The sequence below is a fragment of the Pseudomonas sp. P2S-1 genome, assembly GCF_057197725.1.
The window spans coordinates 5,513,412-5,537,213 of sequence record NZ_CM170068.1 but is presented as its reverse complement, the minus strand read 5'-3'; the positions used below and the strand labels follow the sequence as shown (position 1 = coordinate 5,537,213).

Genomic DNA, 23,802 nt, shown 5'->3' with positions numbered 1-23,802 from the left:
TGGCCTGCCAGGTTACACCCATGGGGATATTTATTTTCCAGTCGCCGGGAAACACGGCTCGGGGTGGAACATTAGGAGAGCGCAGAAGGAATCTCAAAAAAATTTTCAACCCGCTGTAACCGTTGCCGATTCCCCGGCGAATTACTCCAGGAGCCGGCGGTAAATCACCGCGGCCATCCAACCCTGTGGAGACTGCACCATGAACAACCTCACCCTCGCCACCGCTGCCCTCGCCCTCGCTGCCCTGGCCGGTACCGTGCATGCCGACGACACAAAGGCCCAGGCCCCGGCCATGGAGAAATGCTACGGCGTGGCCATGGCCGGCAAGAACGATTGCAAGGCCGGTGCCGGCACCACCTGCGCCGGTACGGCGAAGATGGACTATCAGGGCAACGCCTGGAAGAACGTCCCCGCCGGCACCTGCACCTCGATCAAGACGCCCAACGGCATGGGCTCGCTGACCCCGCTGAAGTCCTGACCCGGAGCGCCGGCCATGAACCCGTGCAAGCACATCGGCGCAGGCCTCGGCCTCAAGGCGGAGCATTACGCCGAAGCCCTGGCCTGCACGGCCCCGGGCCTGTGGTTCGAGGTCAATCCGGAAAACTACATGGTCGGCGGTCCGCGTCGTGCCTGGCTGCAGCGGATCGGCGAACGTCATCCGCTGTCGCTGCACGGGGTCTCGCTGTCCCTGGCAGCGGATGCAGCCCCGGATGAAGCACATCTGGGCCGTCTTCGCGACCTGGTGGACCTGCTCGATCCGCTGCTGGTTTCCGAGCACCTGGCCTGGTCGGCCTGGCGCGGCACCTATCATCCGGACCTGCTGCCCTTTCCACGCACCAGCGAGGCGCTGGGGCGTATCGCCGACAACGTCCAGCGCACCCAGGAGGCGCTGGGCCGGCGTATCGCTGTGGAAAACCCCAGCCATTACCTGCGTCTGGACGGGCACGACTGGGACGAGGTCGACTTCCTCGGCGAACTCGCCCGGCGTACCGGCTGTGCCCTGCTGCTGGACGTCAACAACGTCCATGTCAGCGCCCACAATCTCGGCTACAGCGCCAGCGCCTGGCTGGAGCGAGTGCCTGCGGCGCTGGTCGCCGAAATCCATCTGGCCGGTTTCAGCGACGACGATACCGGCAACCTGCTGATCGACTCCCATGCCGCGGCCGTTGCCGAGCCGGTCTGGGCGCTGTACCGACAACTGATCCAGCGCATCGGCCCGCGTCCGACCCTGATCGAGCGCGACGACGCCATTCCCGCCTTCGGCGAACTGCTGGGCGAACGCGAGACGGCCCAGCGCCTTCTCGATCAAGCGGAGGAATGCTCATGAAACTCGGAGAATTCCAGGACGCCTTCGTCGCAGCGCTTTACCAGCGCCCGGCCCCTGCGTTGCTCGACCTGACCGCCCAGCCGGCATTCGCGGTGTACCGCAACACGGTGCTGAAGGGCTATGTCGATGCGCTGTGCGCCAACTTCCCCAGTGTCGAACGCCTGGTCGGCAGCGACTGGATGCACGCGGCAGCCAGCGCCTATGCATTGGCTTCGCCACCCGAGGATGCACGACTGGTGTTGTACGGGGCGAACTTCCCGGCCTGGCTCGCCGCCCTGCCCAACCTTGTCGAACTGCCCTGGCTGGCCGACGTGGCCCGCCTCGATCACGACTGGCTGAGCGCCTTCTGCGCACCTGACGACCCGGCACTCGACCTCGCTGCACTCACCGGCATCACCGCCAGCGACCTGGCCAACCTGAACCTGATGCCACGCCGTTCGGTGCGCTGGCGCTGGTGTAAAACCCACCCGGTCTACAGCCTCTGGCACTACAACCGCGAGGGGCTGGACTGGCACGACCAGGTGCCGTGGCAGGGCGAGGGCGCGCTGCTGGTCGGTGACCCGGACGGCGTCGCCCATCAGGCACTGGAGCCAGCAGGGTGCGCATTCCTCGACGCCTGCGCCGCCGGCGACACCCTCGATCACGCCTCGTCCCGGGCCCTGGCGATCCGGCCCGACCTCGATTTCACCGACCTGCTCGGACGCCTGCTGCGCGCCCGGGCGTTCCGCCCTCTGACGCTCGATTGAAGGAGTCCGTCATGGATATCAGTCAAACCACCCCGCACTGTTCGCGCTCGCTCTACAACCGTATGGCCGACGCGGCGCAACGGCTGCTCGACGACTCCGTCCTGAGCCTGGTCGCGCGCCTGGCCATCGCCGGGGTGTTCTTCCTGTCCGGGCGCACCAAGGTCGAGGGCCTGCTGACCCTGACCCCGGGCACCTTCGAACTGTTTCGCAGCGAGTACATGCTGCCGCTGGTCCCGCCGCACCTGGCCGCCTACCTGGCGACCTACGCCGAGCATCTGTTTCCGCTGTTGCTGGTCCTGGGGTTGTTCACCCGTGGCGCGGCGCTGGCCTTGCTGGGCATGACCCTGTTGATCGAGATCTTCGTCTATCCGGATGCCTGGCCGACGCATCTGACCTGGGCGGGATTGCTGTTGCTGCTGATCGCGCGGGGCGGTGGAGGCTGGTCGCTGGACCGGTTGTGGCGGGTTCGCTGAGGAGTTAGTTTCGGCGCAATCTTGTAGGAGCGTGGCTTGCCCGCGATGGACCGCGCAGCGGTCCCCAAAATGATGGCGACAACCCGATTTTGGGACCGCTGCGCGGTCCATCGCGGGCAAGCCACGCTCCTACAACCGGTACAGTTATCTCAACTGATTGGAGAACTGCCCCACCGCATTCACCACCTTCTGCGCGCCATCCTGGATTTCGGTAATCACCGTCCCGGTCTGCCCCGCCAGCTCCAACCCCTGCTCGGCCTGGCGCTTGCTGCTGTCGATGATGTCCACCGCGGCCTTGGCCAGTTGCTCGTTCTGCTGCACCACCCGGGCGATTTCCTCGGTGGCGGTGCTGGTGCGCGAAGCCAGTTGGCGGACTTCGTCGGCGACCACGGCGAAACCACGGCCCTGCTCGCCGGCACGGGCCGCTTCAATGGCGGCGTTGAGCGCCAGCAGGTTGGTCTGCCCGGCGATGTCGCTGATGGTCTTGATGATCGAGCCGATCACCTGGGACTGCTTGTCCAGCGCCTGGATGCCATTGGCGGCGTCCTGCATGTAGGACTCCAGGCCACGCATCACATCGACGGTCTGGGTCACCACCTCGGTGGCACGACGTGCGCTGGTGTCAGTGGCCAGGGAGTTGGTGTAGGCGATGTCGGCCGCCTGGGCGACGGCGTTTTCCTGGTTCACCTGCTCGGTGATCACGGTGGCGAACTTGACGACCTTGTAGAGCACGTCATGGGCATCGATGATCGGGTTGTACGAAGCCTCCAGCCAGACAGTGCGACCATGGGCATCGACGCGCTTGAAACGCTCGGCGATGAATTCGCCCCGGCGCAGCTTGTCCCAGAACGCCTGGTACTCGGCAGAGTTGTACTCTTCCGGCTCGCAGAACATGCGGTGGTGTTTGCCGCGTACCTGTTCAAGGCTGTAGCCCATGGTGCGCAGGAAACGGTCGTTGGCCGACAGCACTTCGCCGTTGAGGTTGAACTCGATCACCGCCGTGGAACGCATCAGCGCCTTGATCAGGCTCTCGTGCTCGCGGGAGGCCTCGATGGTCCGGGTCAGGTCGCTGGAGTGCATGGTGAAGTACTTGATGCGCCCGTTACCGTCCTTGACCGGTTGCAGGATCGAGCGCAGCCAGGCTTCTTCACCGTTGCCACGCAGCAGGCGGAAGGCGCCGTTGAGGTGTTCGCCACGGGCGATGGCCTGCTTCATGCGCTGGTAGAAATCCAGCGGCTTGACGTGGGCCGGAACGATCTCCTCGATAGACCGGCCGACCAGTTGCGAACTGCTCCAGCCCATCTCCTTCTCGAAATTGATGTTCGCCGACTCGATGCGCCCGCTCGGGTCCAGTTGCAGGACCAGCATCTCGCTGTCCAGGCTGTCCTTGACCTGTTCCAGGCTCAGCAGTCTTTCACGCAGTTCTTCGTTTTCTTTCTTCAGTTTGCTGTTGAACATCACCGCTCTCCTGGAGCGCTATCGTCATCGGGGAATGCCCACTGCATCGGCTGGCGGGGTGTCATTCTTGAGCAATAAAAGCGGAATATTTGATCGCGAAAAATGCCGGATATCGGGCGTCATGCAGTTGTCACCCGAGCGTCATCCAGGCGCCATTTGCCCGCCGGAGACTGGGCACCATGACGACACTCCCGCTGCACATCACCCTTATCAGTGAAACCTTCCCACCGGAAATCAACGGCGTGGCCAACACCCTTGGCCGCCTCAGCGACGGCCTGCGCCAGCGCGGCCACCGAGTGGAACTGGTGCGGCCGCGCCAGAACGACGATCCGCCCGGGCAGACCAACGCCGACCAGTTGCTCTGTCGCGGTTGGCCGCTGCCGGGCTATCCGGGGTTGCAGTGGGGCCAGGTGTCGATGCACAAGCTGTTGCGGCGCTGGCGCCGGGATCGCCCGGACGTGCTCTACATCGCCACCGAAGGCCCGCTGGGCCTGAGCGCCCTGCGCGCCGCCCGGCGCCTGGGGATCACCGTGGTCAGCGGCTTCCACACCAATTTCCAGCAGTACTCCAACCAGTACGGCCTCGGCCTGCTGGCCCGGGCACTGACCAACTACCTGCGCTGGTTCCACCACCGTACCCACAGCACCCTGGTGCCGAGCCCTAGCCAGCGCCTGTCCCTGGAACGGCGCGGTTTCGAGCGTCTGGCCCTGCTTTCCCGAGGTGTCGACAGTTGCCTGTTCAACCCGGCACGTCGCAATCCGGCGCTGCGCGAACAGTGGGGGTTGGGCCCTGACGATATCGCCTTGCTCTATGTCGGACGGCTGGCAGCGGAAAAGAACCTGGGCATGCTCGGGCGCACCCTGGAGGAGTTGCAACGCAAATATCCGAAGCAGCGCATGCGCCTGGTGATCGTTGGCGACGGCCCGCAGTGGGCGGCCTTGCAGGCGCAACTGCCGGACGCCATCTTCTGCGGTCCGCAGCGTGGTGAACAACTGGCCAGGCACTATGCCAGCGGTGACATCTTCCTGTTTCCGAGCCTGACCGAAACCTTCGGCAACGTGGTATTGGAAGCGCTGTCTTCAGGACTGGGCGTCGTCGCTTACGACGAGGCCGCAGCAGCCCAGCATATCCGCCATGGTCATAACGGCGCGCTGGCGATGCCGGGCGATGCCGCAGCCTTCATCGATGCCGCCTGCTGGCTGCTGGAAGACGGCGAGACCCTGCGCCGGGTTCGCCTCAATGCCCGCCAGCACGCCAGCCGCCAGGGCTGGCCGGCGATCGTCGAGCAGTTCGAGGAACACCTGCGCAGCGCCTGCGAGCCACTGCGGCCCGAGCCCGCCGTCAAGAGCGGGCCCGGGCTGCTGGTCAAACCAGGCTCGTCAGCGCCTCACGGCTGAACGGCAGGATCTCGCCCTCGCGGCCGTCGCGTACCTTGGCCGCCCACTGCGGATCCACCAGCAGCGCACGCCCTACCGCCACCAGGTCGAACTCCTCGGCGTCGAGGCGTTGCAGCAGGTTTTCCAGGCTGGCCGGTTGCGCCACCTTGTCGGTATCGACCATGAACTGCAGGAACTCGCCATCCAGGCCGACGCTGCCGACGGTGATGGTCGGTTTGCCGGTGAGCTGGCGGGTCCAGCCGGCCAGGTTCAGGGACGAGCCTTCGAACTCCGGCTCCCAGAAGCGTCGGGTCGAGCAGTGGAAGATATCCACACCGGCATCGGCCAGCGGCTTGAGGAAATCGCCCAGGGCTTCTGGCGTGGTGACCAGGCGCGCGCTGTAGTCCTGCTGTTTCCACTGGGAGAAGCGGAAGATGATCGGGAAGTCCGGGCCGACGGCGGCGCGGACCGCCTGGATCAGCTCGATGGCGAAACGCGAGCGGCCGGCCAGGTCACCGCCGTACTCGTCATCGCGACGGTTGCTGGCCTCCCAGAAGAACTGGTCGATCAGGTAGCCGTGGGCGCCGTGGATCTCCACGCCGTCCATGCCGATGGCCTGGGCGTCCTTGGCGGCCTGGGTGAAGGCGGCGATGACGGCCTGGATATCCTCGCGGGTCATGCCATGGACCACCACCTGGTCGTCCTTGAGTTTCTCACTCGGGCCGTAGCCCGGGACGCTGGCGTCCGGCTCGGTGCCGAGGCGACGGACCATGCCCACGTGCCACAGTTGCGGCACGATGCGCCCGCCCTCGGCGTGGACGGCGTCGACCACCTTTTTCCAGCCGGCCAGGGCATCTTCACCGTGGAAGCGCGGGACGTTGGGGTAGCCATTGGCGGCCTTGTGGTCGACGGTGGTGCCCTCGGTGATGATCAGGCCGACACCGGCGGCAGCGCGGCGACGGTAGTAGTCGACCACCTTGGCATGAGGCACGCCGCCGGGGCAGAAGGTGCGGGTCATCGGGGCCATGACCACGCGGGTCGGCAGTTCCAGGGCGCCCAGTTGGAAAGGCGTGAACAGTGCGGTGGCGGACATGTGGCGCTCCTCGGGATGAAAGGCGCCTGAGCATAGGATGGGTGAGGTGGGGGGACGAGTACTATTGATCCGGGTGATTGGGGAGCAAAGATTTTGTGTTGTTCTTCCGGGCCTCATCGCTGGCAAGCCAGCTCCCACAGGTTTCGCGGTGCACGCGGTCACTGTGGGAGCTGGCTTGCCAGCGATGAGGCCAGAAAGGTCACCAGAGAAATCAGGCCAATGCCTTCTCGATCGCCTGCACCACCGCCGGATCATCCGGCGCGGTCCGCGGCGAAAACCGGGCCAGCACCCGCCCGTCCTTGCCCACCAGGAACTTCTCGAAGTTCCAGGTGATATCCCCGGGAAACTCCGCGCCCTCGCCCGCCAGCAGGCGATACAGCGGATGCCGGTGCGCACCGTTGACCTCCAGCTTGCCCCCCAGCGGGAAGCTCACCCCATAGTTGAGGCTGCAGAACTGAGCGATCTCTTCCTCGCTGCCCGGCTCCTGCCCGGCAAACTGGTTGCACGGCAGGCCCAGCACGCTGAAGCCCTTGGCCTTGTATTGCTGATGGAGATTTTCCAGCGCCGCGTACTGCGGCGTCAGGCCACATTTGGAGGCGACATTGACCACCAGCACCACCTGGCCCTTGAACGGTGCCAGCGACAGGTCCTGGCCGTTCAGCGCTTGCAGTTTCAGGTCGTGAAATGCACTCATGACGTACTCCCCTCTACGACGGATCCCGGTCATCCCGGCGGCCGACCACGAACGCGGTCCACTAAAAAGGCGCCTGGCCTGCCGCATGCGCCCTTGCGGGACTGCACGACGGAAGGACAAGGCGCCTTCGCGACTCTCTGAGCTTAGCGCAGAAAATCAGTGGTGATGGCCACCTTCGCCATGGACGTGGCCATGGGCGATTTCTTCTTCGCTGGCGTCACGCACGTTGACCACTTTCACCTTGAAGTTCAGGCGCTGGCCAGCCAGTGGGTGGTTGCCGTCGACGGTGACGTCGTCGCCGTCCAGGTCACGAATGGTGACGATCTGCATCTGGCCGTCCGGCGCCGAAGCGTGGAACTGCATGCCGACTTCCAGTTGGTCGACACCTTCGAACATGCTGCGGTTCAGGGTGCTGACCAGCTCGGCCAGGTATTCGCCGTAGGCGTCTTCCGGCTCGATGGTGACGTCCAGCTCTTCGCCGACGCCCTTGCCTTCCAGGGCTTTTTCCAGGCCCGGGATGATGTTGGCGGCGCCGTGCAGATACACCAGCGGCGCGCCGCCGGCGGAGCTGTCGATGACCTCACCGGCGTCGTTGGTCAGGGTATAGTCGATGGAGACAGCCTTGTTGGCGGCGATCAGCATGGGGCGAGACCTTTTGCATAAGAAGTATGAAGGGCCAAGTGTAACCAACGCATCGGCCGAAAGCGAACGCAACCCGGACAAACGGGTCAGCCGGATCGAGGGTTTCCATCAGGACGAAGACGGCCATTGGGTGGTCGATCTGTCCTGCGGCCACACCCAGCATCTGCGCCACCAGCCGCCCTGGCAGTCGCGGCCCTGGGTGCTCGACGCCGACGAGCGCCAGCGCCGCATCGGCCAGGCTTTTGCCTGCGGCTGGTGCGCGAAAGGGGCCGATAGCGATACCCTTGGCAATTGACGCTTTTTGCACTCGCTCAATTCGAGAAGTCCGCATGCAAACTTTTTTCATCGCGCCGACCGACTTCGGCGTCGGCCTGACGTCCATCAGCCTCGGCCTGGTCCGCACCCTGGAACGGGCCGGCCTGAAGGTCGGCTTCTTCAAGCCGATCGCCCAGCCGCACCCCGGTGACACCGGCCCGGAGCGCTCCACCGAACTGGTCTCGCGCACCCACGGCCTGAAACCGCCCACGCCCCTGAGCCTGGCCCATGTCGAGCGCATGCTCGGCGAAGGCCAACTGGACGAGCTGCTGGAAGAAATCATCACCCTCTACCAGCAGGCCTGCGTCGACAAGGACGTGCTGGTGGTCGAGGGCATGGTCCCGACCCGCCACGCCAGCTACGCGGCACGGGTCAACCAGCACCTGGCCAAGAGCCTCGACGCCGAGGTGATCCTGGTCTCCGCGCCGGAAAACGACGTGCTTGCCGAACTCTCTGGCCGCGTCGAACTGCAGGCTCAGCTGTTCGGCGGCCCGCGCGATCCAAAGGTGCTCGGCGTGATCCTCAACAAGGTGCGCAGCGACGAGGGCATGGCCGAGTTCGCCAGCCGCCTGCGCGAGCACTCGCCCCTGCTGCGCAGCGGCGACTTCCGCCTGCTCGGCTGCATCCCGTTCCAGGCCGGGCTCAACGACCCGCGCACTCGTGACGTCGCCGACCTGCTCGGCGCCCAGGTGCTCAACGCCGGTGACTACGAAACCCGGCGCATGAACAAGATCATTCTCTGCGCCCGCACCGTGGCCAATACCGTGCCGCTGCTCAAGCCCGGCACCCTGGTGGTGACCCCGGGCGACCGCGACGACATCATCCTCGCCGTCAGCCTCGCCGCGATCAACGGCGTGCCCCTGGCCGGCCTGCTGCTGACCAGCGACAGCAAGCCCGACCCGCGCATCCTCGAGTTGTGCCAGGGCGCCCTGCTCGCCGGCCTGCCGATCCTCTCGGTGAGCACCGGCTCCTACGACACCGCCAACCAGCTCAACCAGCTCAACAAGGAAATCCCGGTGGACGACCGCGAGCGGGCGGAGATCATCACCGACTTCGTCGCCAGCCACCTGGATGCCGACTGGCTCAACCAGCGCTGCGGCACGCCACGGGAAATGCGCCTGTCGCCGGCGGTGTTCCGCTACCGCCTGATCCAGCAGGCCCAGGCGGCGAACAAGCGCATCGTCCTGCCCGAAGGCGCCGAACCCATGACCGTGCAGGCCGCCGCCATCTGCCAGGCCCGCGGCATCGCCCGCTGCGTGCTGCTGGCCAAGCCGGAGGACGTCCAGGCCGTGGCCCGGGCCCAGGGCATCAGCCTGCCGGAAGGCCTGGAGATCCTCGACCCGGACCTGATCCGCGAGCGCTACGTCGAGCCTATGGTCAGCCTGCGCAAGAGCAAGAGCCTGAACGCGCCGATGGCCGAGCAGCAACTGGAAGACCCGGTGGTGATCGGCACCATGATGCTGGCCCTGGACGAAGTCGACGGCCTGGTCTCCGGCCTGGTCCACTCCACCGCCAACACCATTCGTCCGGCCCTGCAGTTGATCAAGACCGCGCCGGGCTGCAGCCTGGTGTCCTCGGTGTTCTTCATGCTCTTCCCCGAGCAGGTGCTGGTGTACGGTGATTGCGTGATGAACCCGCACCCGAGCGCCGCCGAGCTGGCGGAAATCGCCCTGCAGAGCGCCGACTCCGCCGAGTCCTTCGGCATTACCCCGCGTGTCGCGATGATCAGCTACTCCAGCGGCGACTCGGCCACGGGCGAGGAAGTGGAAAAGGTCCGCGAGGCGACCCTGCTCGCCCAGGAAACCCAGCGCGCCCTGCAGATCGACGGCCCGTTGCAATACGACACCGCCGCCAACAGCGACATCGCCCGGCAACTGGCGCCCAACAGCCCGGTGGCCGGGCGTGCCACGGTGTTCGTGTTCCCTGACCTGAACACCGGCAACACCACGCACAAGGCGGTGCAGCGCAGCGCCGACTGCGTCAGCCTCGGGCCGATGCTGCAAGGCCTGCGCAAACCGGTGAACGACCTGCCGCGCGGGGCCCAGGTGGACGACATCGTCTACACCATCGCCCTCACCGCGATCCAGGCCAGCCACGCGGCGGAGTTCTGAATCATGGCCGACAAGCTGCGCGGCACCCTCGCCGCCCTGCTGCTGGGGCTCAACACCCTGGCCTGCTGCACGCCGCTGTTCATCGTCAGCCTGGTCAAGCTGTGCCTGCCGTTCGCGGCGGCGCAGCGGGTCACTGACGAACTCATGCGGCATATCCACGAAGCCTGGATCAGCAACAACAAGGGCTGGATGAAACTGCTCGGGCGTACCCGCTGGCAGGTCGAGGGGCTGGAGGGCTTCGACTACCAGCACAGCTACCTGATCACCAGCAATCACCAGAGCTGGGTGGATATCCTCGTCCTGCAATACGTTCTGAACCGGCGCATCCGCCCGCTGAAGTTCTTCCTCAAGCAGGTGCTGATCTGGGTGCCGGTGATCGGCCTGGCCTGGTGGGCGCTGGGCTTTCCGTTCATGAAGCGCTACAGCAAGGCGTACCTGGACAAGCACCCGGAGAAACGTGGCAAGGACCTGGAAACCACGCGCAGGACCTGCGCGAAATTCCGTGGCAAGCCAACGGCGATCTTCAACTTCGCCGAGGGCACGCGCTTCACCCGGGCCAAGCATGACCAGCAGCGGTCACCCTTCCGTCATTTGCTCAAGCCGAAGGCCGGCGGGATCGCCTTTGTGCTGGACGCCATGGGTGAACAGCTGGAGTCGATCATCGACGTCACCATCCACTATCCGGACGGCGCGCCCGGCTTTTGGGACCTGCTCTGCGGACGGGTGCGGCGGATCGTCGTGCAGTTCGAGGAACTGGCGATTCCGGAGGAGTTTCTCGGCAAGAGTTATGACCAGGACGAGGAATACCGGGTGGCGTTCCAGCAGTGGATCAACCGGTTGTGGGAGAGGAAGGATCAGCGGTTGGAGCAGTTGAATCGTTGAAACCTTGAGGGCCTCATCGCCGGCAACGCCGGCTCCCACAGGTATCGCGTCGGCATTGCCGGCGATGAGGCCAGCAAAGATTACTGCTGGTAGTTCTGCCCTGGAATCGGCTTCAGGTTCACTTCTACCCGGCGGTTCTGCGCCCGCCCGTTGGCATCGGCGTTGCTCGCGATCGGCTGGTCAGGGCCCATGCCGCGCACGCTCACGCGGGTCCCGTCCACGCCTTGCGAGGTCAGGTAGGTGCTCACTGCCTGCGCCCGGCGCTGCGACAGGTCCATGTTGTGCTGGCGGCTGCCGGTGCTGTCGGTGAAGCCCACCACCTCGATGGTGTTCTGGCTGAACTGCTTGAACGAGTTCGCCAGGTTGTTCAGCGGCGAGTAGAAGCTTGGGGCGATGTTCGCCGAGTCGGTGGCGAAGGTGATGTTGCCCGGCATGATCAGCTTGATCTGATCGCCTTCACGCTGCACTTCCACCCCGGTGTTGGCCATGCTCGCGCGCAACTCGGCTTCCTGCTTGTCGGCGTAGTAGCCGTAGCCCGCGGCCGCGGCACCCACGGCCGCCGCGCCGATCAGCGCGCCCTTGCCACGGTTGTTGTGATCGATGGCGGCACCGGCGATGGCACCGGCCAGCGCGCCCAGGCCGCCGTACTTGGCGGTCTTGCTCATCCCTGAGGAGCCCTGCGCCTGACCCTGGTTGTCATAGGGGTTCTGGCTGGCACAGCCAGTCATCAGGGCAGCGGCGGTAGCGACGATAATCAAGCGACGCATGGTGAACATGGACAAGCTCCTGCGAAATTCGTGTAGGTGGCAAACTGACTTGAGTTCGCCACCAGCCTTGGAGTGCGGCGGCGAGGAAAAATTCCCTTGGCTCATGCCCGAACGAAGGGGTTCTCACGCATTTCCTCGCCCAAACGGGTGTCAGGGCCATGCCCGGCCACCACGGTCGCCTCTTCATCGAGGCGATACAGCCGCTGTTTGATGGAACGAACGATAGTCGCCTGATCGCCACCCCACAAATCGGTACGGCCCACGCCACGGCGGAACAGGGTGTCGCCGGCGATCAGCAGCTTGGCGTCGGCGAACCAGAAGCTCATCGAGCCCGGGGTGTGTCCGGGGGTGTGCAGCGCGACGCCGCAACCGCAGGCCAGCTCCTCGTCATCCGCCAGCCAGCGGTCCGGCGAAGGCACCGGCACATAGGGCACGCCGAACATGCGGCACTGCATCTCCAGGTTGTCCCAAAGGAACTGGTCGTCTTTGTGCAGGTGCAGGGTCGCGCCGGTCTTTTCCTTCAACTGGCCGGAGGCGAGGAAGTGATCGAGGTGGGCGTGGGTGTGGATGATGCTGACCACCTTCAGACCATGGGCGTCGAGCTTCTGCATGATCAGGTCGGGGTTGCCGCCCGGGTCGACGACGATGGCTTTCTTGGTGATGGGGTCGCCGATGATGGTGCAGTTGCACTGTAGCGGGCCGACGGGGAAGGTTTCGCGGATAAGTGCGGTTGGGGCGGGATTCATGGTTCATTCCTTCAACAGGCAGGCCGCGATTTTAATGTTTATTCAAAAATTGAAAATCAACCCTCGACGGGCCGCTGCTACTATGCAGCCATTCGTCCTATCCCCTGAGTCCCTTCCTGATTCACTCAGGATATTCACGAAATAGTACTCAGCCAGAAGACCATCCATGAATCTGACCACGCTTAGCCTGAAAAACTATCGACGTTTTCCTGAACTCGAGATCGACTTCCATCCGACGCTGACGGTCATTGCAGCCCGCAACGGCCAAGGCAAGACTTCGGTGCTGGAAGCGATCGTGGCCGCATTGGGACCTTTTGTCGGAGCCTTCGATCACGGCATAGCAAAGCATATCGAACGCAGGGATGCCCGCTACGCGAAGGTCGGGGACGGCTACGAAAACGAACCGCAATTTCCCGTGGTTATCGATGCCGAGATGGAGGAGCCGGATGTCGCCTGGCAACGCGCGTTGAATGGCCCGAAGAACCGCACGACCACCCGGGAAGCTGAGCCCCTTGCACAGCAGGGCAAGGCGCTGCAAAGCCTGCTAAGAACGTCTTCCGAGGTCACACTTCCAGTGATCTGCTATTACAGCTCCCGTCGCTTGTGGGTCAGTCACAACGACAGCAATAGCAAGGCAGTGCTGACCGAAAGCCGCACGGTGGGTTACGAAGACTGCCTGTCGGTGTTTTCCAACTTTGCCCAACTGCAAAAGTGGATGGAACAGGCGACCTATGCCGTCTTGCAACAACAGCAACAGAGTGGCTACGAGAACTCGACGCTCGCTGCACGCCTGCAAGGCATAAGCAATGCCGTCAACGAAGTCATGAACGATGAAGGCTGGAGCAACTTTCACTACAGCCTGACGTTCAAGAAAATGTCGATGTCCCATCCGGATCATGGTGCCTTGCCACTTGATCTGCTCAGCGATGGCGTGCGGGCGATGATCACGCTTGTCGCAGATCTGGCGTTGCGCTGCGTACGCCTGAATGGCCACCTGCTGGACCGTGCTCCCCTCGAAACCACCGGGGTCGTCCTGATCGATGAAGTCGACCTGCATTTGCATCCAGCCTGGCAACAGCGCGTTATCACCAGCCTGCGCAACGCATTCCCCCGAGTGCAATTCATCGTCAGCACCCATAGCCCCCAGGTGCTATCGACTGTCCGCAGTGAAAACATCCGAGTGGTCTTCCAGGACCACGATGGACAATGGCATGCCACAAGCCCACTGCAAGAGGTCAAGGGTATCGAAAGTGCCGTGGCGCTCAACGAGATCATGGGGGTCAACCCGGTGCCGCCAGTGGATGAAGCAACCTGGCTGGCGGACTACACCGCCATGATCGAGGACGGCACCTGGCAAGACCATGATGGCCATGCCTTGCGAGACCGACTGATCGCGTTCTACGGGCCGCAGCACCAGGTCATTCTCGATGCCGACCGGCTCATCCGTTTTCAGGAGTTCAAGTTACGGAAGACCGCTAGCCGCAAGGATTGATTGAATATGCTTTCGCTGAATCGGACTGCCATCCACGCGCCCAACTGCCTTGCCGAGTACGACTACCGGATTCATACCTGGGAAACCTTCGGCCGCGAATGCAAACGACAACTTCGCCAGGCATTGGTACGCCTGCAGAACAACCCCGCCCTGGATGCCGATGTGCCGCATGAATACGGCGTGCGCTGCGCCTATTGCGAAACAGCCATCCAACACGAAGGACACATCGAGCATTTTCGAAGAAAAAACAAAACCCGCGGCTTTCCCGAGCTGACTTTCGAGTGGAGCAACCTGTTTCTTGCCTGCGGCTCGAACGATCATTGCGGACATTTCAAGGACCGGAAACAGGCCGAGCCTTACAACCCTGACGATCTGATCAAGCCTGACACGCATTCGGTGGATGACTACCTCTACTTTCACTCAACGGGCGAGGTCAGAATCCGAACGGGATTGAATGCGCAAAATGCTCACATGGCGACCGAAACCATCCGGGTTTTCGGTCTGGACAACAGCGCTCTTTGCGGGGCACGAGCCAATGCCCTGAGAGCCTACAGAAAACTCACGGACGAAGACCTCGAAGAAATCGCATCCTGGGATGAAGCAGACCGCAACGACTATTTTCAAGAGGAAATCGAAACCACCCGCTGGGATCCCTATGCCTCCACGATCAGGCATTTCCTGCAAGCACGTTGAGAGCTATAGCAACGGTGCTCCGGAGAGCCGCCCTCAAATCCACGGCAACAAGCTACTCACCGCCAACGGCAACGCCACCCCCGCCAGCAACGTCTGCCCGGCAATGATCCCCGCCATCAGCGGCGCATCACCACCCAGTTGCCGCGCCATGATGTACGACGACGAAGCCGTCGGCAGCGCCTGGAACAGCAGCGCCGCGATCGCCGCCTCGCCACTCAGCCCGAACAGATGACAGGCCGCCAGGGTCACCATCGGCATCACCACAAACTTCGCCACCGACGACATGCCCACCGGCCGCACCCAACTGCGCGCCGCCTTCAGGTCCAGCGCCGCGCCCACGCACAGCAGGCCCAGCGGCAATGACGCCTGCCCCAGCGCCTTCAGCAGTGGCTCGATCACCGGCGGCAGACCCAACCCGGTGGCATGCAGGAAGATCCCGCCGGCGCAGGCCATCAACAACGGATTGAAGGCCATCTGCCGGGCCACGCCTTTCCAGGTCATGCGCCCCGCCGCGCCATAACGGGCGAACACCAGCACGCAGAGGATATTCACCGTCGGCACGATGGCCGCGTTGGCCACCGCCGCCAGGGCGATGCCCTGGGTGCCGAACAGGCCCGCCGCCGCCGACACACCCACGTAGTTGTTGAACCGCACCCCACCCTGGAACACCGAGGTGAACGCCGCATCACTCACCGCGAAACAGCGCCGCGACAGCACCAGCAACATCGCCACCAGCACCGTGGATGACACCAGCGCCAGGGCCATGCCCAGCACCGGCACGCCGTCCAGCTTCGCCGTTGCCAGGCCATGCACGAACAGCGCCGGCAGCAGCACGTAGTAGCCCAGGCGCTCGGCCTGGGGCCAGAAGGCATCGGCGATGAACTGGCTGCTGCGCAACCAGGTGCCAAGCGCGATCAGCAGGGCAATGGGCACGAGGGCGAGCAGCAGGGCGAGGGTCATGGCAGGGTCCGGACGATCAGCAGATGACCGTCACGATAAAGACCTGAACGCTTGATTAAAAACGATGAATTATTGAGCCACCCTCAAGTTTTACTCATCGGTCAGCGCAGCCTGCCGGCGGATCGCCTGGGCCAGCGCCGCTGCCAGGCGGCCTCGGGGGCGATCCTCGCGTTCGATCAGGACCACCTTGCGGGTCCGCTGCGGGTCGCCGAAGGGGCGGTAGTCCAACTGGTCGAGCCCTTGGAGCACCCGATCCGACGACGGCACGATGGATACCCCCAGGCCGCTGGCGACCATGCGGATCAGCGCCTCCTGGCTATCCAGCTCCATCGTGGTGCGCACCCGCAGACGCATGCGCCGCAGCTCTCGCTCGATGGTGCGCCCGGCCCAGGCGCGGCGGTCGAAGCGGAAGAAGGGTTGCTCCTGCAGCAGCGTGCGCGAATCGACACCGGCCAATGCGCGTGGCGCGATGATCCAGAACCCTTCCTCGTACAGCACCGTGCTCACCAGTCCATAAGGATGCGGCTTGACCGGCTCGGTGGTGACCGCCGCGTCCAGTTCCCCCGTCTCGACCCGGGTCGCCAGCTCCGCCGACATTCCCGACAGCACGTTGACCCGCAGATGAGGGTGCTCGCTGCTCAGCGCGGCCAGCGCCGCCGGCAGGATGCCCGCCAGCGCCGTATGGATCGCCCCCACCCGCAGGCGCCCGCGCAGTTCGCTGTCCTCGCCGAGATCCGCCGCGATGCTGTCGTACAGCGCCAGGATCTCCCGCGCGCGCTCCAGGGCCAGGTGCCCGGCCTCGGTCAGCACCGGCAGGCGCCGCGAGCGATCGAAGAGCGGCGCGTTGAACTCTTCCTCCAGCCCGCGGATATGCAGGCTCACCGCCGACTGGGTGAGGTGCACCGCCTCGGCGGCACGAGCAAACGAGCCGTGTTGGGCAATGGCGACCAGGGTTCGCAAGGCACGCAGGGACATGGGTAAAAGTCCGTAGGAAATGATGAATGGTCTGTTCGGCGGCCTCGCTGGCACGCCAGATGCTTTCGACTTCGACTACGTTTAATTGAACCTGACCGGAAGTAAACAAGTCTCGGGAAAAAGAACACGGATTTACAGGATTGCACCCATGTCAGGAAAGGAACGCAGATACAAGGCCAGGGCCACGATCATCTGCCTGCGCAGCGGCAAGGTGTTGCTGGTGCGCAAGAAAGGCGGCAAGTGGAACTTCCCCGGTGGCACGGTCGAAGCCGGCGAGCAGCCGGTACAGGCTGCCGCCCGTGAGCTCGAAGAAGAAACCCGGCTGCGCTGCCTTGGGCTGTTGCAATTGTGCTCGGTTGAAGTGGGCAATATCGTCCATCACGTCTTCACCACCCAGTTCGACGACTACACCGAAGCGGTGGCCGACAACGAGATCGTCGCCTGTAAATGGGTACGTCGCGAACAGCTCGACGGCACCGCGCTCACCGCCAATGCCACGGCGCTGATGCTACGCCGGCTGCCTGCCCTCTGCGCCGGTTGAACCGCGCGTTTTGCACGGCCCGTCCGGGCCGGTCATGCAAAATGCACCGCCCCTCCTCCGCCCTCGCCAATGTTTGCTGGCTAAAACCCCTGTGACCAAACAGGCACGGCATTCGCAATGATCCCGTCACAATCCGATGCCTCGGCGCATCACGGCTGGTCAAACGGCTGGACAGCAAAACGGAGGGATTCCACCAATGGCAGGACAACAGTTGTACGTGATCGACTATGAGCTTCAGGGTCAGCCGCGCAGCTTTATCATTCGTCTGGAAAACATGGACAACGCCGAGGCCTGGCACTGGGCGAGCTGTGATGCCGGGGTGGGGGTGATTCCGCGCTTCGGGCAGCAGAAGATCAAGAAGGTCAGCCGGCCGATGGCCGAGCGCTACGGGATTACCAACGTGCGCTGGCGCGTGTCGGGCAAGGGCCCGGAGTTCAAGCCGATGCCGGTGGATATGGGGAAGTTTGCCGGGTCTGATTGAGCCAGAGTGGCCTCTCGGGCCTCATCGCTGGCAAGCCAGCTCCCACAGTGACCGCATGCACCGCCGGACCTGTGGGAGCTGGCTTGCCAGCGATGAGGCCCTGAAAGTCACCCGAGAACCTTGGCCATTTCCGCCGTTTTCTCCCACCCCAGCCCTTCATACACCGGCCGCCCCACCTCGGTAGCATGCAACACCGCAAACCCCAGCCCGCGCCGGGTGAACTCCGCCTCTCCCAGCCTCATCAACTTCGAAGCCAGACCCCGCCGCCGATACGCCGGCTCCACATACACATTCAGCACATACCCCCGCTGGTCCTGCTGCGGATGCGCCGGATGCGGTGGCCACTCGATGCTCATCAAGCCGATCGCCGCCGCAACCTTGTCACCATCGATCACCGCAAAACCGTAATAACGCCCATCGTCCAGGCGCGGCAGCAGCCAGGGCTGGAAGTTTTCACTCATCACCCGCAAGGTCGCCGGATCGCCACCGGCCTCCAGGAACATCGCCTCGCGATGCACGCAAATCACTTCGGCGTCCTCCGGCAGCAGCCGGCGAACGGTCAGCGGAGCGAAATCGATATCACCGGGAATGTCGGTCATCACACTCATACCTTGGTCGGAGGCGTCGATTGTGAAACCCGTCCCGGCAAAGCGTTAGACACAGATCCGCTTTGCCCTCGCCATACAGTTGCGCCCTGCGACCAAAGTACCGAGCCCACCGACGACAAAGAAAAACTTCTTTGCCCAAGCGTCAAATGCCCTCTATGAATTGCACATCACGCCTACTCGATCGCCACTCCATGCATCGAGCGCAATACGGGCGCAAAAGCTTTTCTACACACAGGCAACGTTGACATGAACAACAACAAGACGACGGATGCTGTACCGTTTTCCCCTTCCGCCCACTGGATCGGCCCGGCGCTGTTCGCCCTGCTGGCTTTCGCCGCCAACTCGATCTTCTGCCGCCTGGCCCTCATGCATGGCGATATCGACGCGCACTCGTTCACTGCCGTACGGCTGCTCAGTGGCGCGCTGTTGCTCTTCTGCCTGGTGCGTCTGCGCCAGCCTGGCCAGGCCCTGGGCGGCAGCTGGAAGGGCGGGCTGGCGCTGTTTGCCTATGCCTGGCTGTTTTCCATCGCCTATGTGCAGCTGGGCGCGGGGGTCGGCGCGCTGATCCTGTTCGGTGCGGTGCAGATCACCATGTTCGCCTGGTCCTGGTTCAAGGGCGACCGGGTCGAGGCGCGGGTGCTGGCGGGCATGCTGGTGGCCTTCGCCGGGCTGATCGCCCTGCTGCTGCCCGGGGCCAACGCGCCTGCGCCGCTGAGCGCGCTGTTCATGGTGGTGTCCGGCATCGCCTGGGGCGCCTACTCGCTGATCGGCAAGGGCTCGGCCGATCCGCTGGGCGGCACCGCGGGCAATTTCCTGCGCAGCCTGCCGTTGCTGGCAATCCCGGCACTGGTGGCCCTGCCTTCCGGTCAGCTCACGGCCAACGCCCACGGGCTGCTCTATGCCCTGGCCTCCGGCGTGCTTGCGTCAGGCGCGGGTTATGCGGTGTGGTATGGCGTGCTCAAGCAGGTCAGCGCGCAGCAGGCGGCCACCATGCAACTGAGCGTGCCAGTGATTGCTGCGCTGGGTGGGGTGGTGCTGCTGGGGGAACCGTTGTCACTGCGCTTGGCAGTTATTTCGGCAGTGGTTCTGGGTGGGGTGGGACTGGCGTTGGGTAGGCGGAAGGCGAAATAACACGGCCAAGATTGGCCATATTCGGCTACGAAACTTCACCGGTTTCCGACTTTCTTGTAGGCAATTTCCCAAGCATACTTCCGCCGCTTGTTTGCCGTTGCGTGCTGGGGAAACGCTGCCTAGTCTTGCTGCCGTCGCTGATGTCTGGCGACCGGCTTTGACAGGCTGAAGGTAAAAGATTCCCCAGCACCATCCCACCTTGCTCAAGCGTTAACGCGCCTATCGAAGTGTTATGGCGGCTGTATGTGGGGCGCACTCGTGCGCGCCGGGTTTTCCTTTTGCCTCGGTCTGTCAACCCATGTACAGCTGCCACCCGCCGTTTGACAGCAGCGTGTAGCAGCCCCTTTTCGCAAAAGGAAATGCTCATGAAGAAGATCGTCCCCGATCCACCCCCATCATCCCCCCGCGCTGTCACCGTCCACACCCGCTTCGCGGCCTGCAATGGCCATCATCCCCCGTTGTTTGCCGTATGTGCCGGCGCTGATGTGGACGAGGCATTGCTCCATCTCATCGTGCTGCTGCGCTCGGCCTATGAAACCAATCTGCAGGCCTGCGATGTAGTGAAGGACAATCATCTCGCCGGCATCCTCTGGGCGACCCAGCACACCCTGGAGGCATCGCAGGCGTTGGCCGAGTCGATGTTGAGCGGGATCGCGCAGCAGCAGGCTTCGGGTTGAGTCAGCACTGATTCCGTCGTTGCTGATGGCCTCATCGCCGGCAAGACCGGCTCCCACAGAGTTCTGCGGTGCACGCGGTCACTGTGGGAGCTGGCTTGCCAGCGATGAGGCCGGAACTGACAGAAGTAGTCCCCCGCCTACCCCAGCACCATTTCCCTCCTACCTTCCCCTCGCCGTCGGCTGATAGCCCGGCATCCGGCTCCAGCGATTAACTACCCGCTCTTCGCAAAGGAGTCACCCGATGACCATCCGCAACCTGCTCTTGATCTTCATCGCCCTGTCCCTGAACGGCTGCGGCACCTTCAACACCGTGGTCCGCGGCGACCAGGTAACGGCAAAGAACCTCCGGGAATGGCGCACCCACTGCGCCTCCCTGCCCCGGGTCTACAGCGGGGCGGTGTACAACTTCTGCCTGCTGAACGGCGAGCCGAACTATTCCACCCGCGCTCCCGGCTCGCCTGCCGGGATACCCTTCGCCGTAGTGGATATCGCCCTGTCCGGCGTGCTGGATACCCTGGCATTGCCGTACACGATCTATCGCCAGGTGGAGGACGGGAATATCGAGCTGCATCGGTAGGCGGTGCGCTTCATGGCGGCTGTACGGTAAGCGCTCTCGTGCGCGCCGGGTGCTCTCGCTACCGGTCTGTCAATCCACATACAGCCGCCACCAGCCTCTACTCCTGAGGCAGAACCTCCGGCGCCGGAGTTGCAGCCTGCGGCACCACCCCACCGGTCAGATGCCCGTTGCTGTTGATCAGCTTCGACACGCTGTCCAGCGTCCAGGTCGAGCTTTCTTCATCGCCCTCATTGCCTGCGGCATCATCACAGGAAACCGTCAGGGTGCAGACACCTTTGGGGCTTTCTATCGACATCGACTTGATGCATTTCTTGTAGGCAGAAGACCTGACCCACTGCTCATGACAGGCGTCCGCCGCCAGGGCATTGAACGACATCGCCACCCCACCCATCAGCAACGCGCCCAAGGTGATCGATGATAAGAAACTGGAACGGTTCATATCGGCTCTCCCGAAAAAGAAAATCGACGTGCACCGCTCACCTCGCACGGGTTCACGCTCACCCCGTGCGAAGCAGCTGTCAATTATCGGAAGTCATTAATCCGAAAGGCGGATCTACGGCAGATATAACCTGAACAACCCGCCCCCCAGCGCCCCGCCATTGGCAATCTCGATCCGCCCCGACACACCATTGCGCGCATGCAACGCCGCGATCCGCGCCGCGAAATACAACCCCAGCCCGGTACTCGCGGTGCTGTGCTCGATGCCCTGCACGTATTCGTCCTGCTGCGCGATCATCGCCGCCGGGAAGCCCGCGCCGTCGTCGTTGACGCTGATCACCAGCGCGTCGTTTTCCTCGCGCACGGTGACCAGCAAGGCATGCCCGGCATAGCGGGTGGCGTTGTTGATGATGTTGGAAATCACCGACTCCACCAGCTCGCGATCAAAGAAGCCCAGCGGTGTGGCTTCGTCGATTTCATAGCGGGCGACGATGCCGCGGCTGTCGAGAATTTCCTGGTAACCGGCCAGCAGCCCGCCGATGAAATCATCGAGGTCGTGGTAGCCCGGCAGCATCGGCAACTGGTTGATACCGAGTTTGTACAGGCCCAACAGCTGCACCAGCATGCCGTTGAGGTGCACGAACTCATGCTCGATCACCACCTGTTCCGGCCCTTGCTGGTGGCTCTCCGGCAAGCGCGCCAGCCACTGGCTGTGCGCCCGCATCAGCATGGCCAGCGAGTTCTTCATGTCGTGCACGGTGGAGGCGATCACCGTGGAAAAATCCAGCCCCGATTCCTTGTCCCTGGACATCATGACCCCACAGCGCGAATGCGCAATTTTCGGTAGCGCTCAAAGCGCGGATCCGTGTCGGGAATGCCGGCCACCTTGGCCAGGCAGTCGCGACACTCCTGCAGCAGCGCCGCCGCCGGACTTTCCCCGCCGATACGCAGCAGGGCCTGGGCGGTATTGAGGGCGATGCTGATGTTTTTCGGTTGCAGCTTGAGAGCTTTGCGGAACTGCTCCAGCGCTTCGCTCAACTGCCCGGCCTGATAACTGCGCACGCCCTGGCGGTTGAGGTCGACGGCTTCGTTGCCTGCCCGCAGGATGCTCGGGTCGTCGGTGAGCTTGGCGATGCTCTGCATCACCGCATTGTCATCGCCGTAGACCTCGACGCAGTTCTTCAGGATGTTTTTGCCGGCGTCTTCCTGGCCCAGTTGCTTGAGCTGGGCGGCGACGGCCAGGGCGGCCTCGGCGGAGAAGAACTGGTCCATGGTTTCCAGGCGGGCCATGGCCGCCTCGGTGAGCTTGGCGGCGGTTTCGGCATCACCGGCCTGGGCCACACCAGTGGCCTTGATCAGGCGCGCACGGACCTGCAGGCCCTGGTCTTCGCCGTACTCCTTGGCCACCTCGCCGAGCACCTGGTTGATCTCGACCCGGGTCCGCGCATCGAGGCCGTTGCCGGTGTTTTTCTGGATCAGTGCCTGGGCCAGGCCGAGGTTGCTTTCCGGGTCCTTGAAGCGCGAGTTCTGGCCCTGGCTGACCGCCTGGCGATAGGCCCGCGAAGCACCGTCGAAGTCGGCGTTGGCCAGGGCTAGCTTGCCCAGCAGCATCTGCCGCTTCACGGCCAGCGGCGAGAGGCGTACGGCGTCTTCCAGCACATGCTGGGCGCGGCGGTTGTCGCCCATCGACATCAGCACTTCAGCCAGGCCGTCGTACAGGCCCGGCATCACCGGGAAGGCCTTGATCGCCTGCTCGTAGATTTCCTTGGCCTGGGTGGCCTGCCCACGCTTGAACAGCAACTTGCCCAGCGCCGAATAGGCCCAGGGCGTCGGGCGGTTGGCGAGGATCGCCTTGAGAAAGCGCTCCAGTTCTTCATGGCGGTTCAACGCGGCCATGGCATCGGCGCGGTAGCGCAGGCACAGCGGGGCGAAACGCGGATCCTGGCGGCACAGTTGCTCGCAGGCCACCAGTACTTGCGCCGGGTTGCCGCGATCGAGGGCCTGGAGAATCGGCTTGAGCAGGGTCTTGCGCTGCACCAGCTTGTCCAGGCGCTGGGTCAGGCCGACGCGGTTGAAGGGCTTGGTCAGGTAGGCGTCCGGTTCGTGCTCCAGGGCACTGAGGACCACGGCCTGGCTGCTCTCGGCGGTGATCATGACGAAGATCGCTTCGTGACTGATCAGCTTGTCGAGCATCAGGTCTTCGAGCACCTGCTGGCCGTTTTTCTTGCCGTCGCCCATGTGGAAGTCATGCAGGACGAAGTCGTAGCGCTTCTGCCCGCACATGCGGATCGCCGTCTCGCCGCTCTCGGCGGTGTCGACGTCCTTGATCCCCACCTCGCGCAGCATGGAGCGCAGCGACGTGCGGAAATCGGTGAAGTCGTCGACGATGAGAAAACTCTTTTGGCTGTAGACCAGCATCCGCAGAACCTGTCTTGGAATTGAATGAAACGCACACGAACACACACAAGGACAGGCGCCTGGAAGGAACCAGGACGAAATCGTCGCCGCCGATCGTCGTAACGCTATCGGCAGCACGCGACAATTGCTTGAGCCGGCGAACGCCTGGGCGTCGACGGAGGTGAAACGAGGGCCGGGAGGG

At 63.8% G+C, this 23,802-nt stretch carries 27 protein-coding genes; 15 read left to right on the top strand and 12 right to left on the bottom strand.

The genetic code is table 11. From position 1 onward, the window contains the following. Positions 1-199: 199 nt before the first annotated feature. From AC2CQI_RS24830 to AC2CQI_RS24815, 4 genes are read left to right on the top strand one after another with little or no spacing between them, the layout of a single operon-like run. The gene (locus AC2CQI_RS24830; RefSeq protein ID WP_484578189.1) at positions 200-478 is read left to right on the top strand and encodes a BufA1 family periplasmic bufferin-type metallophore; all 279 of its coding nucleotides are present in this window, start codon (positions 200-202) and stop codon (positions 476-478) included. Between the two features lie 15 nt (positions 479-493). After that, entirely contained in the window at positions 494-1,327 is an 834-nt protein-coding gene (gene bufB, locus AC2CQI_RS24825; protein WP_484578188.1) for an MNIO family bufferin maturase, read from the top strand. After that, positions 1,318-2,073, top strand: a complete 756-nt coding sequence (locus AC2CQI_RS24820; protein ID WP_484578187.1) for an HvfC/BufC family peptide modification chaperone — start codon at positions 1,318-1,320, stop codon at positions 2,071-2,073. The genes bufB and AC2CQI_RS24820 overlap by 10 nt, the downstream gene beginning before the upstream one ends. 11 nt (positions 2,074-2,084) lie before the next feature. Next, positions 2,085-2,546, top strand: coding sequence for a DoxX family protein (locus tag AC2CQI_RS24815; protein WP_484578186.1), 462 nt, complete (start codon positions 2,085-2,087; stop codon positions 2,544-2,546). Positions 2,547-2,690: 144 nt separating this feature from the next. Here AC2CQI_RS24815 and AC2CQI_RS24810 read toward each other — a convergent pair whose 3' ends face one another. Beyond that, positions 2,691-4,004, bottom strand: coding sequence for a methyl-accepting chemotaxis protein (locus AC2CQI_RS24810; RefSeq protein WP_484578185.1), 1,314 nt, complete (start codon positions 4,002-4,004; stop codon positions 2,691-2,693). 179 nt (positions 4,005-4,183) lie between these two features. Here AC2CQI_RS24810 and AC2CQI_RS24805 point away from each other — a divergent pair, with 179 nt between their 5' ends. Continuing rightward, on the top strand, positions 4,184-5,401 hold the full coding sequence (locus tag AC2CQI_RS24805; RefSeq protein ID WP_075801212.1) for a glycosyltransferase family 4 protein: 1,218 nt from the start codon (positions 4,184-4,186) through the stop codon (positions 5,399-5,401). On the opposite strand, the gene AC2CQI_RS24800 is transcribed toward AC2CQI_RS24805, so the two are convergent. The 3 genes from AC2CQI_RS24800 to AC2CQI_RS24790 all read right to left on the bottom strand — a co-directional run bounded on the left by AC2CQI_RS24800 (position 5,370) and on the right by AC2CQI_RS24790 (position 7,809). Then, positions 5,370-6,473, bottom strand: a complete 1,104-nt coding sequence (locus AC2CQI_RS24800) for an NADH:flavin oxidoreductase (protein WP_484578184.1) — start codon at positions 6,471-6,473, stop codon at positions 5,370-5,372. The two genes, AC2CQI_RS24805 and AC2CQI_RS24800, sit on opposite strands and share 32 nt — an antisense overlap. Positions 6,474-6,684: 211 nt before the next feature. Beyond that, positions 6,685-7,167, bottom strand: coding sequence for a glutathione peroxidase (locus tag AC2CQI_RS24795; protein ID WP_075801214.1), 483 nt, complete (start codon positions 7,165-7,167; stop codon positions 6,685-6,687). Positions 7,168-7,323: 156 nt separating this feature from the next. Further along, positions 7,324-7,809, bottom strand: coding sequence for an FKBP-type peptidyl-prolyl cis-trans isomerase (locus AC2CQI_RS24790; protein WP_075801215.1), 486 nt, complete (start codon positions 7,807-7,809; stop codon positions 7,324-7,326). Here AC2CQI_RS24790 and AC2CQI_RS24785 point away from each other — a divergent pair. From AC2CQI_RS24785 to AC2CQI_RS24775, 3 genes are read left to right on the top strand one after another with little or no spacing between them, the layout of a single operon-like run. Beyond that, positions 7,778-8,104, top strand: a complete 327-nt coding sequence (locus AC2CQI_RS24785) for a DUF3565 domain-containing protein (protein ID WP_075801293.1) — start codon at positions 7,778-7,780, stop codon at positions 8,102-8,104. The two genes, AC2CQI_RS24790 and AC2CQI_RS24785, sit on opposite strands and share 32 nt — an antisense overlap. Positions 8,105-8,138: 34 nt before the next feature. Continuing rightward, the gene (gene pta / locus AC2CQI_RS24780) at positions 8,139-10,235 is read left to right on the top strand and encodes a phosphate acetyltransferase (protein WP_075801216.1); all 2,097 of its coding nucleotides are present in this window, start codon (positions 8,139-8,141) and stop codon (positions 10,233-10,235) included. 3 nt (positions 10,236-10,238) lie between these two features. Continuing rightward, the gene (locus AC2CQI_RS24775; protein WP_484578183.1) at positions 10,239-11,117 is read left to right on the top strand and encodes an acyltransferase; all 879 of its coding nucleotides are present in this window, start codon (positions 10,239-10,241) and stop codon (positions 11,115-11,117) included. An 80-nt stretch (positions 11,118-11,197) separates the two neighbouring features. On the opposite strand, the gene AC2CQI_RS24770 is transcribed toward AC2CQI_RS24775, so the two are convergent. Next, complete coding sequence (locus tag AC2CQI_RS24770) at positions 11,198-11,893, bottom strand: YiaD family glycine zipper/OmpA-like lipoprotein (RefSeq protein WP_484578182.1); 696 nt, start codon at positions 11,891-11,893, stop codon at positions 11,198-11,200. A gap of 92 nt (positions 11,894-11,985) precedes the next feature. Next, entirely contained in the window at positions 11,986-12,630 is a 645-nt protein-coding gene (locus tag AC2CQI_RS24765; RefSeq protein WP_075801219.1) for an MBL fold metallo-hydrolase, read from the bottom strand. Positions 12,631-12,796: 166 nt separating this feature from the next. On the opposite strand from AC2CQI_RS24765, the gene AC2CQI_RS24760 reads away from it, so the two are divergent. Both AC2CQI_RS24760 and AC2CQI_RS24755 read left to right on the top strand, forming a co-directional pair. Further along, complete coding sequence (locus AC2CQI_RS24760; protein WP_484578181.1) at positions 12,797-14,122, top strand: AAA family ATPase; 1,326 nt, start codon at positions 12,797-12,799, stop codon at positions 14,120-14,122. A 6-nt stretch (positions 14,123-14,128) separates the two neighbouring features. Then, the gene (locus tag AC2CQI_RS24755; RefSeq protein ID WP_484578180.1) at positions 14,129-14,815 is read left to right on the top strand and encodes a retron system putative HNH endonuclease; all 687 of its coding nucleotides are present in this window, start codon (positions 14,129-14,131) and stop codon (positions 14,813-14,815) included. A 33-nt stretch (positions 14,816-14,848) separates the two neighbouring features. Here AC2CQI_RS24755 and AC2CQI_RS24750 read toward each other — a convergent pair whose 3' ends face one another. Together AC2CQI_RS24750 and AC2CQI_RS24745 are read right to left on the bottom strand one after the other, a co-directional pair. Then, the gene (locus AC2CQI_RS24750; protein WP_484578179.1) at positions 14,849-15,775 is read right to left on the bottom strand and encodes an AEC family transporter; all 927 of its coding nucleotides are present in this window, start codon (positions 15,773-15,775) and stop codon (positions 14,849-14,851) included. 90 nt (positions 15,776-15,865) lie between these two features. Beyond that, positions 15,866-16,750, bottom strand: coding sequence for a LysR substrate-binding domain-containing protein (locus AC2CQI_RS24745; protein ID WP_484578178.1), 885 nt, complete (start codon positions 16,748-16,750; stop codon positions 15,866-15,868). Positions 16,751-16,898: 148 nt separating this feature from the next. Here AC2CQI_RS24745 and AC2CQI_RS24740 point away from each other — a divergent pair, with 148 nt between their 5' ends. Both AC2CQI_RS24740 and AC2CQI_RS24735 read left to right on the top strand, forming a co-directional pair. Next, complete coding sequence (locus AC2CQI_RS24740; protein WP_075801225.1) at positions 16,899-17,291, top strand: NUDIX hydrolase; 393 nt, start codon at positions 16,899-16,901, stop codon at positions 17,289-17,291. Positions 17,292-17,487: 196 nt separating this feature from the next. After that, positions 17,488-17,772 (top strand): DUF6555 family protein, encoded by a 285-nt coding sequence (locus AC2CQI_RS24735; RefSeq protein ID WP_075801226.1) that lies wholly within the window; start codon positions 17,488-17,490, stop codon positions 17,770-17,772. Between the two features lie 107 nt (positions 17,773-17,879). Here AC2CQI_RS24735 and AC2CQI_RS24730 read toward each other — a convergent pair whose 3' ends face one another. Further along, positions 17,880-18,371: a GNAT family N-acetyltransferase gene (locus AC2CQI_RS24730; RefSeq protein WP_484578177.1), complete on the bottom strand. Its 492-nt coding sequence runs from the start codon at positions 18,369-18,371 to the stop codon at positions 17,880-17,882. Between the two features lie 255 nt (positions 18,372-18,626). Here AC2CQI_RS24730 and AC2CQI_RS24725 point away from each other — a divergent pair, with 255 nt between their 5' ends. From AC2CQI_RS24725 to AC2CQI_RS24715, 3 genes are all read left to right on the top strand, one after another. Beyond that, on the top strand, positions 18,627-19,511 hold the full coding sequence (locus AC2CQI_RS24725; RefSeq protein ID WP_484578176.1) for a DMT family transporter: 885 nt from the start codon (positions 18,627-18,629) through the stop codon (positions 19,509-19,511). Between the two features lie 365 nt (positions 19,512-19,876). Then, positions 19,877-20,188, top strand: a complete 312-nt coding sequence (locus tag AC2CQI_RS24720) for a hypothetical protein (protein ID WP_484578175.1) — start codon at positions 19,877-19,879, stop codon at positions 20,186-20,188. A gap of 241 nt (positions 20,189-20,429) precedes the next feature. Further along, complete coding sequence (locus AC2CQI_RS24715; protein ID WP_484578174.1) at positions 20,430-20,765, top strand: YceK/YidQ family lipoprotein; 336 nt, start codon at positions 20,430-20,432, stop codon at positions 20,763-20,765. A gap of 97 nt (positions 20,766-20,862) precedes the next feature. On the opposite strand, the gene AC2CQI_RS24710 is transcribed toward AC2CQI_RS24715, so the two are convergent. The 3 genes from AC2CQI_RS24710 to AC2CQI_RS24700 form a co-directional block, all read right to left on the bottom strand. Then, a complete protein-coding gene (locus tag AC2CQI_RS24710) occupies positions 20,863-21,204 on the bottom strand; it encodes a hypothetical protein (protein ID WP_484578173.1) in 342 nt (113 codons plus the stop codon). 114 nt (positions 21,205-21,318) lie between these two features. Beyond that, complete coding sequence (locus tag AC2CQI_RS24705) at positions 21,319-22,014, bottom strand: sensor histidine kinase (RefSeq protein ID WP_484578172.1); 696 nt, start codon at positions 22,012-22,014, stop codon at positions 21,319-21,321. After that, complete coding sequence (locus AC2CQI_RS24700) at positions 22,014-23,621, bottom strand: response regulator (RefSeq protein ID WP_484578171.1); 1,608 nt, start codon at positions 23,619-23,621, stop codon at positions 22,014-22,016. The genes AC2CQI_RS24705 and AC2CQI_RS24700 overlap by 1 nt, the downstream gene beginning before the upstream one ends. Positions 23,622-23,802: the final 181 nt, after the last annotated feature.

Excerpts from the sequence above, each read along its gene's own strand:
- AC2CQI_RS24830 (WP_484578189.1), top strand. The coding sequence starts at position 200 with ATGAACAACCTCACCCTCGCCACCGCTGCCCTCGCCCTCGCTGCCCTG.
- bufB (WP_484578188.1), top strand. The coding sequence starts at position 494 with ATGAACCCGTGCAAGCACATCGGCGCAGGCCTCGGCCTCAAGGCGGAG.
- AC2CQI_RS24820 (WP_484578187.1), top strand. The coding sequence starts at position 1,318 with ATGCTCATGAAACTCGGAGAATTCCAGGACGCCTTCGTCGCAGCGCTT.
- AC2CQI_RS24815 (WP_484578186.1), top strand. The coding sequence starts at position 2,085 with ATGGATATCAGTCAAACCACCCCGCACTGTTCGCGCTCGCTCTACAAC.
- AC2CQI_RS24810 (WP_484578185.1), bottom strand. The coding sequence starts at position 4,004 with ATGTTCAACAGCAAACTGAAGAAAGAAAACGAAGAACTGCGTGAAAGA.
- AC2CQI_RS24805 (WP_075801212.1), top strand. The coding sequence starts at position 4,184 with ATGACGACACTCCCGCTGCACATCACCCTTATCAGTGAAACCTTCCCA.
- AC2CQI_RS24800 (WP_484578184.1), bottom strand. The coding sequence starts at position 6,473 with ATGTCCGCCACCGCACTGTTCACGCCTTTCCAACTGGGCGCCCTGGAA.
- AC2CQI_RS24795 (WP_075801214.1), bottom strand. The coding sequence starts at position 7,167 with ATGAGTGCATTTCACGACCTGAAACTGCAAGCGCTGAACGGCCAGGAC.
- AC2CQI_RS24785 (WP_075801293.1), top strand. The coding sequence starts at position 7,778 with ATGGAGACAGCCTTGTTGGCGGCGATCAGCATGGGGCGAGACCTTTTG.
- AC2CQI_RS24790 (WP_075801215.1), bottom strand. The coding sequence starts at position 7,809 with ATGCTGATCGCCGCCAACAAGGCTGTCTCCATCGACTATACCCTGACC.
- pta (WP_075801216.1), top strand. The coding sequence starts at position 8,139 with ATGCAAACTTTTTTCATCGCGCCGACCGACTTCGGCGTCGGCCTGACG.
- AC2CQI_RS24775 (WP_484578183.1), top strand. The coding sequence starts at position 10,239 with ATGGCCGACAAGCTGCGCGGCACCCTCGCCGCCCTGCTGCTGGGGCTC.
- AC2CQI_RS24770 (WP_484578182.1), bottom strand. The coding sequence starts at position 11,893 with ATGTTCACCATGCGTCGCTTGATTATCGTCGCTACCGCCGCTGCCCTG.
- AC2CQI_RS24765 (WP_075801219.1), bottom strand. The coding sequence starts at position 12,630 with ATGAATCCCGCCCCAACCGCACTTATCCGCGAAACCTTCCCCGTCGGC.
- AC2CQI_RS24760 (WP_484578181.1), top strand. The coding sequence starts at position 12,797 with ATGAATCTGACCACGCTTAGCCTGAAAAACTATCGACGTTTTCCTGAA.
- AC2CQI_RS24755 (WP_484578180.1), top strand. The coding sequence starts at position 14,129 with ATGCTTTCGCTGAATCGGACTGCCATCCACGCGCCCAACTGCCTTGCC.
- AC2CQI_RS24750 (WP_484578179.1), bottom strand. The coding sequence starts at position 15,775 with ATGACCCTCGCCCTGCTGCTCGCCCTCGTGCCCATTGCCCTGCTGATC.
- AC2CQI_RS24745 (WP_484578178.1), bottom strand. The coding sequence starts at position 16,750 with ATGTCCCTGCGTGCCTTGCGAACCCTGGTCGCCATTGCCCAACACGGC.
- AC2CQI_RS24740 (WP_075801225.1), top strand. The coding sequence starts at position 16,899 with ATGTCAGGAAAGGAACGCAGATACAAGGCCAGGGCCACGATCATCTGC.
- AC2CQI_RS24735 (WP_075801226.1), top strand. The coding sequence starts at position 17,488 with ATGGCAGGACAACAGTTGTACGTGATCGACTATGAGCTTCAGGGTCAG.
- AC2CQI_RS24730 (WP_484578177.1), bottom strand. The coding sequence starts at position 18,371 with ATGACCGACATTCCCGGTGATATCGATTTCGCTCCGCTGACCGTTCGC.
- AC2CQI_RS24725 (WP_484578176.1), top strand. The coding sequence starts at position 18,627 with ATGAACAACAACAAGACGACGGATGCTGTACCGTTTTCCCCTTCCGCC.
- AC2CQI_RS24720 (WP_484578175.1), top strand. The coding sequence starts at position 19,877 with ATGAAGAAGATCGTCCCCGATCCACCCCCATCATCCCCCCGCGCTGTC.
- AC2CQI_RS24715 (WP_484578174.1), top strand. The coding sequence starts at position 20,430 with ATGACCATCCGCAACCTGCTCTTGATCTTCATCGCCCTGTCCCTGAAC.
- AC2CQI_RS24710 (WP_484578173.1), bottom strand. The coding sequence starts at position 21,204 with ATGAACCGTTCCAGTTTCTTATCATCGATCACCTTGGGCGCGTTGCTG.
- AC2CQI_RS24705 (WP_484578172.1), bottom strand. The coding sequence starts at position 22,014 with ATGTCCAGGGACAAGGAATCGGGGCTGGATTTTTCCACGGTGATCGCC.
- AC2CQI_RS24700 (WP_484578171.1), bottom strand. The coding sequence starts at position 23,621 with ATGCTGGTCTACAGCCAAAAGAGTTTTCTCATCGTCGACGACTTCACC.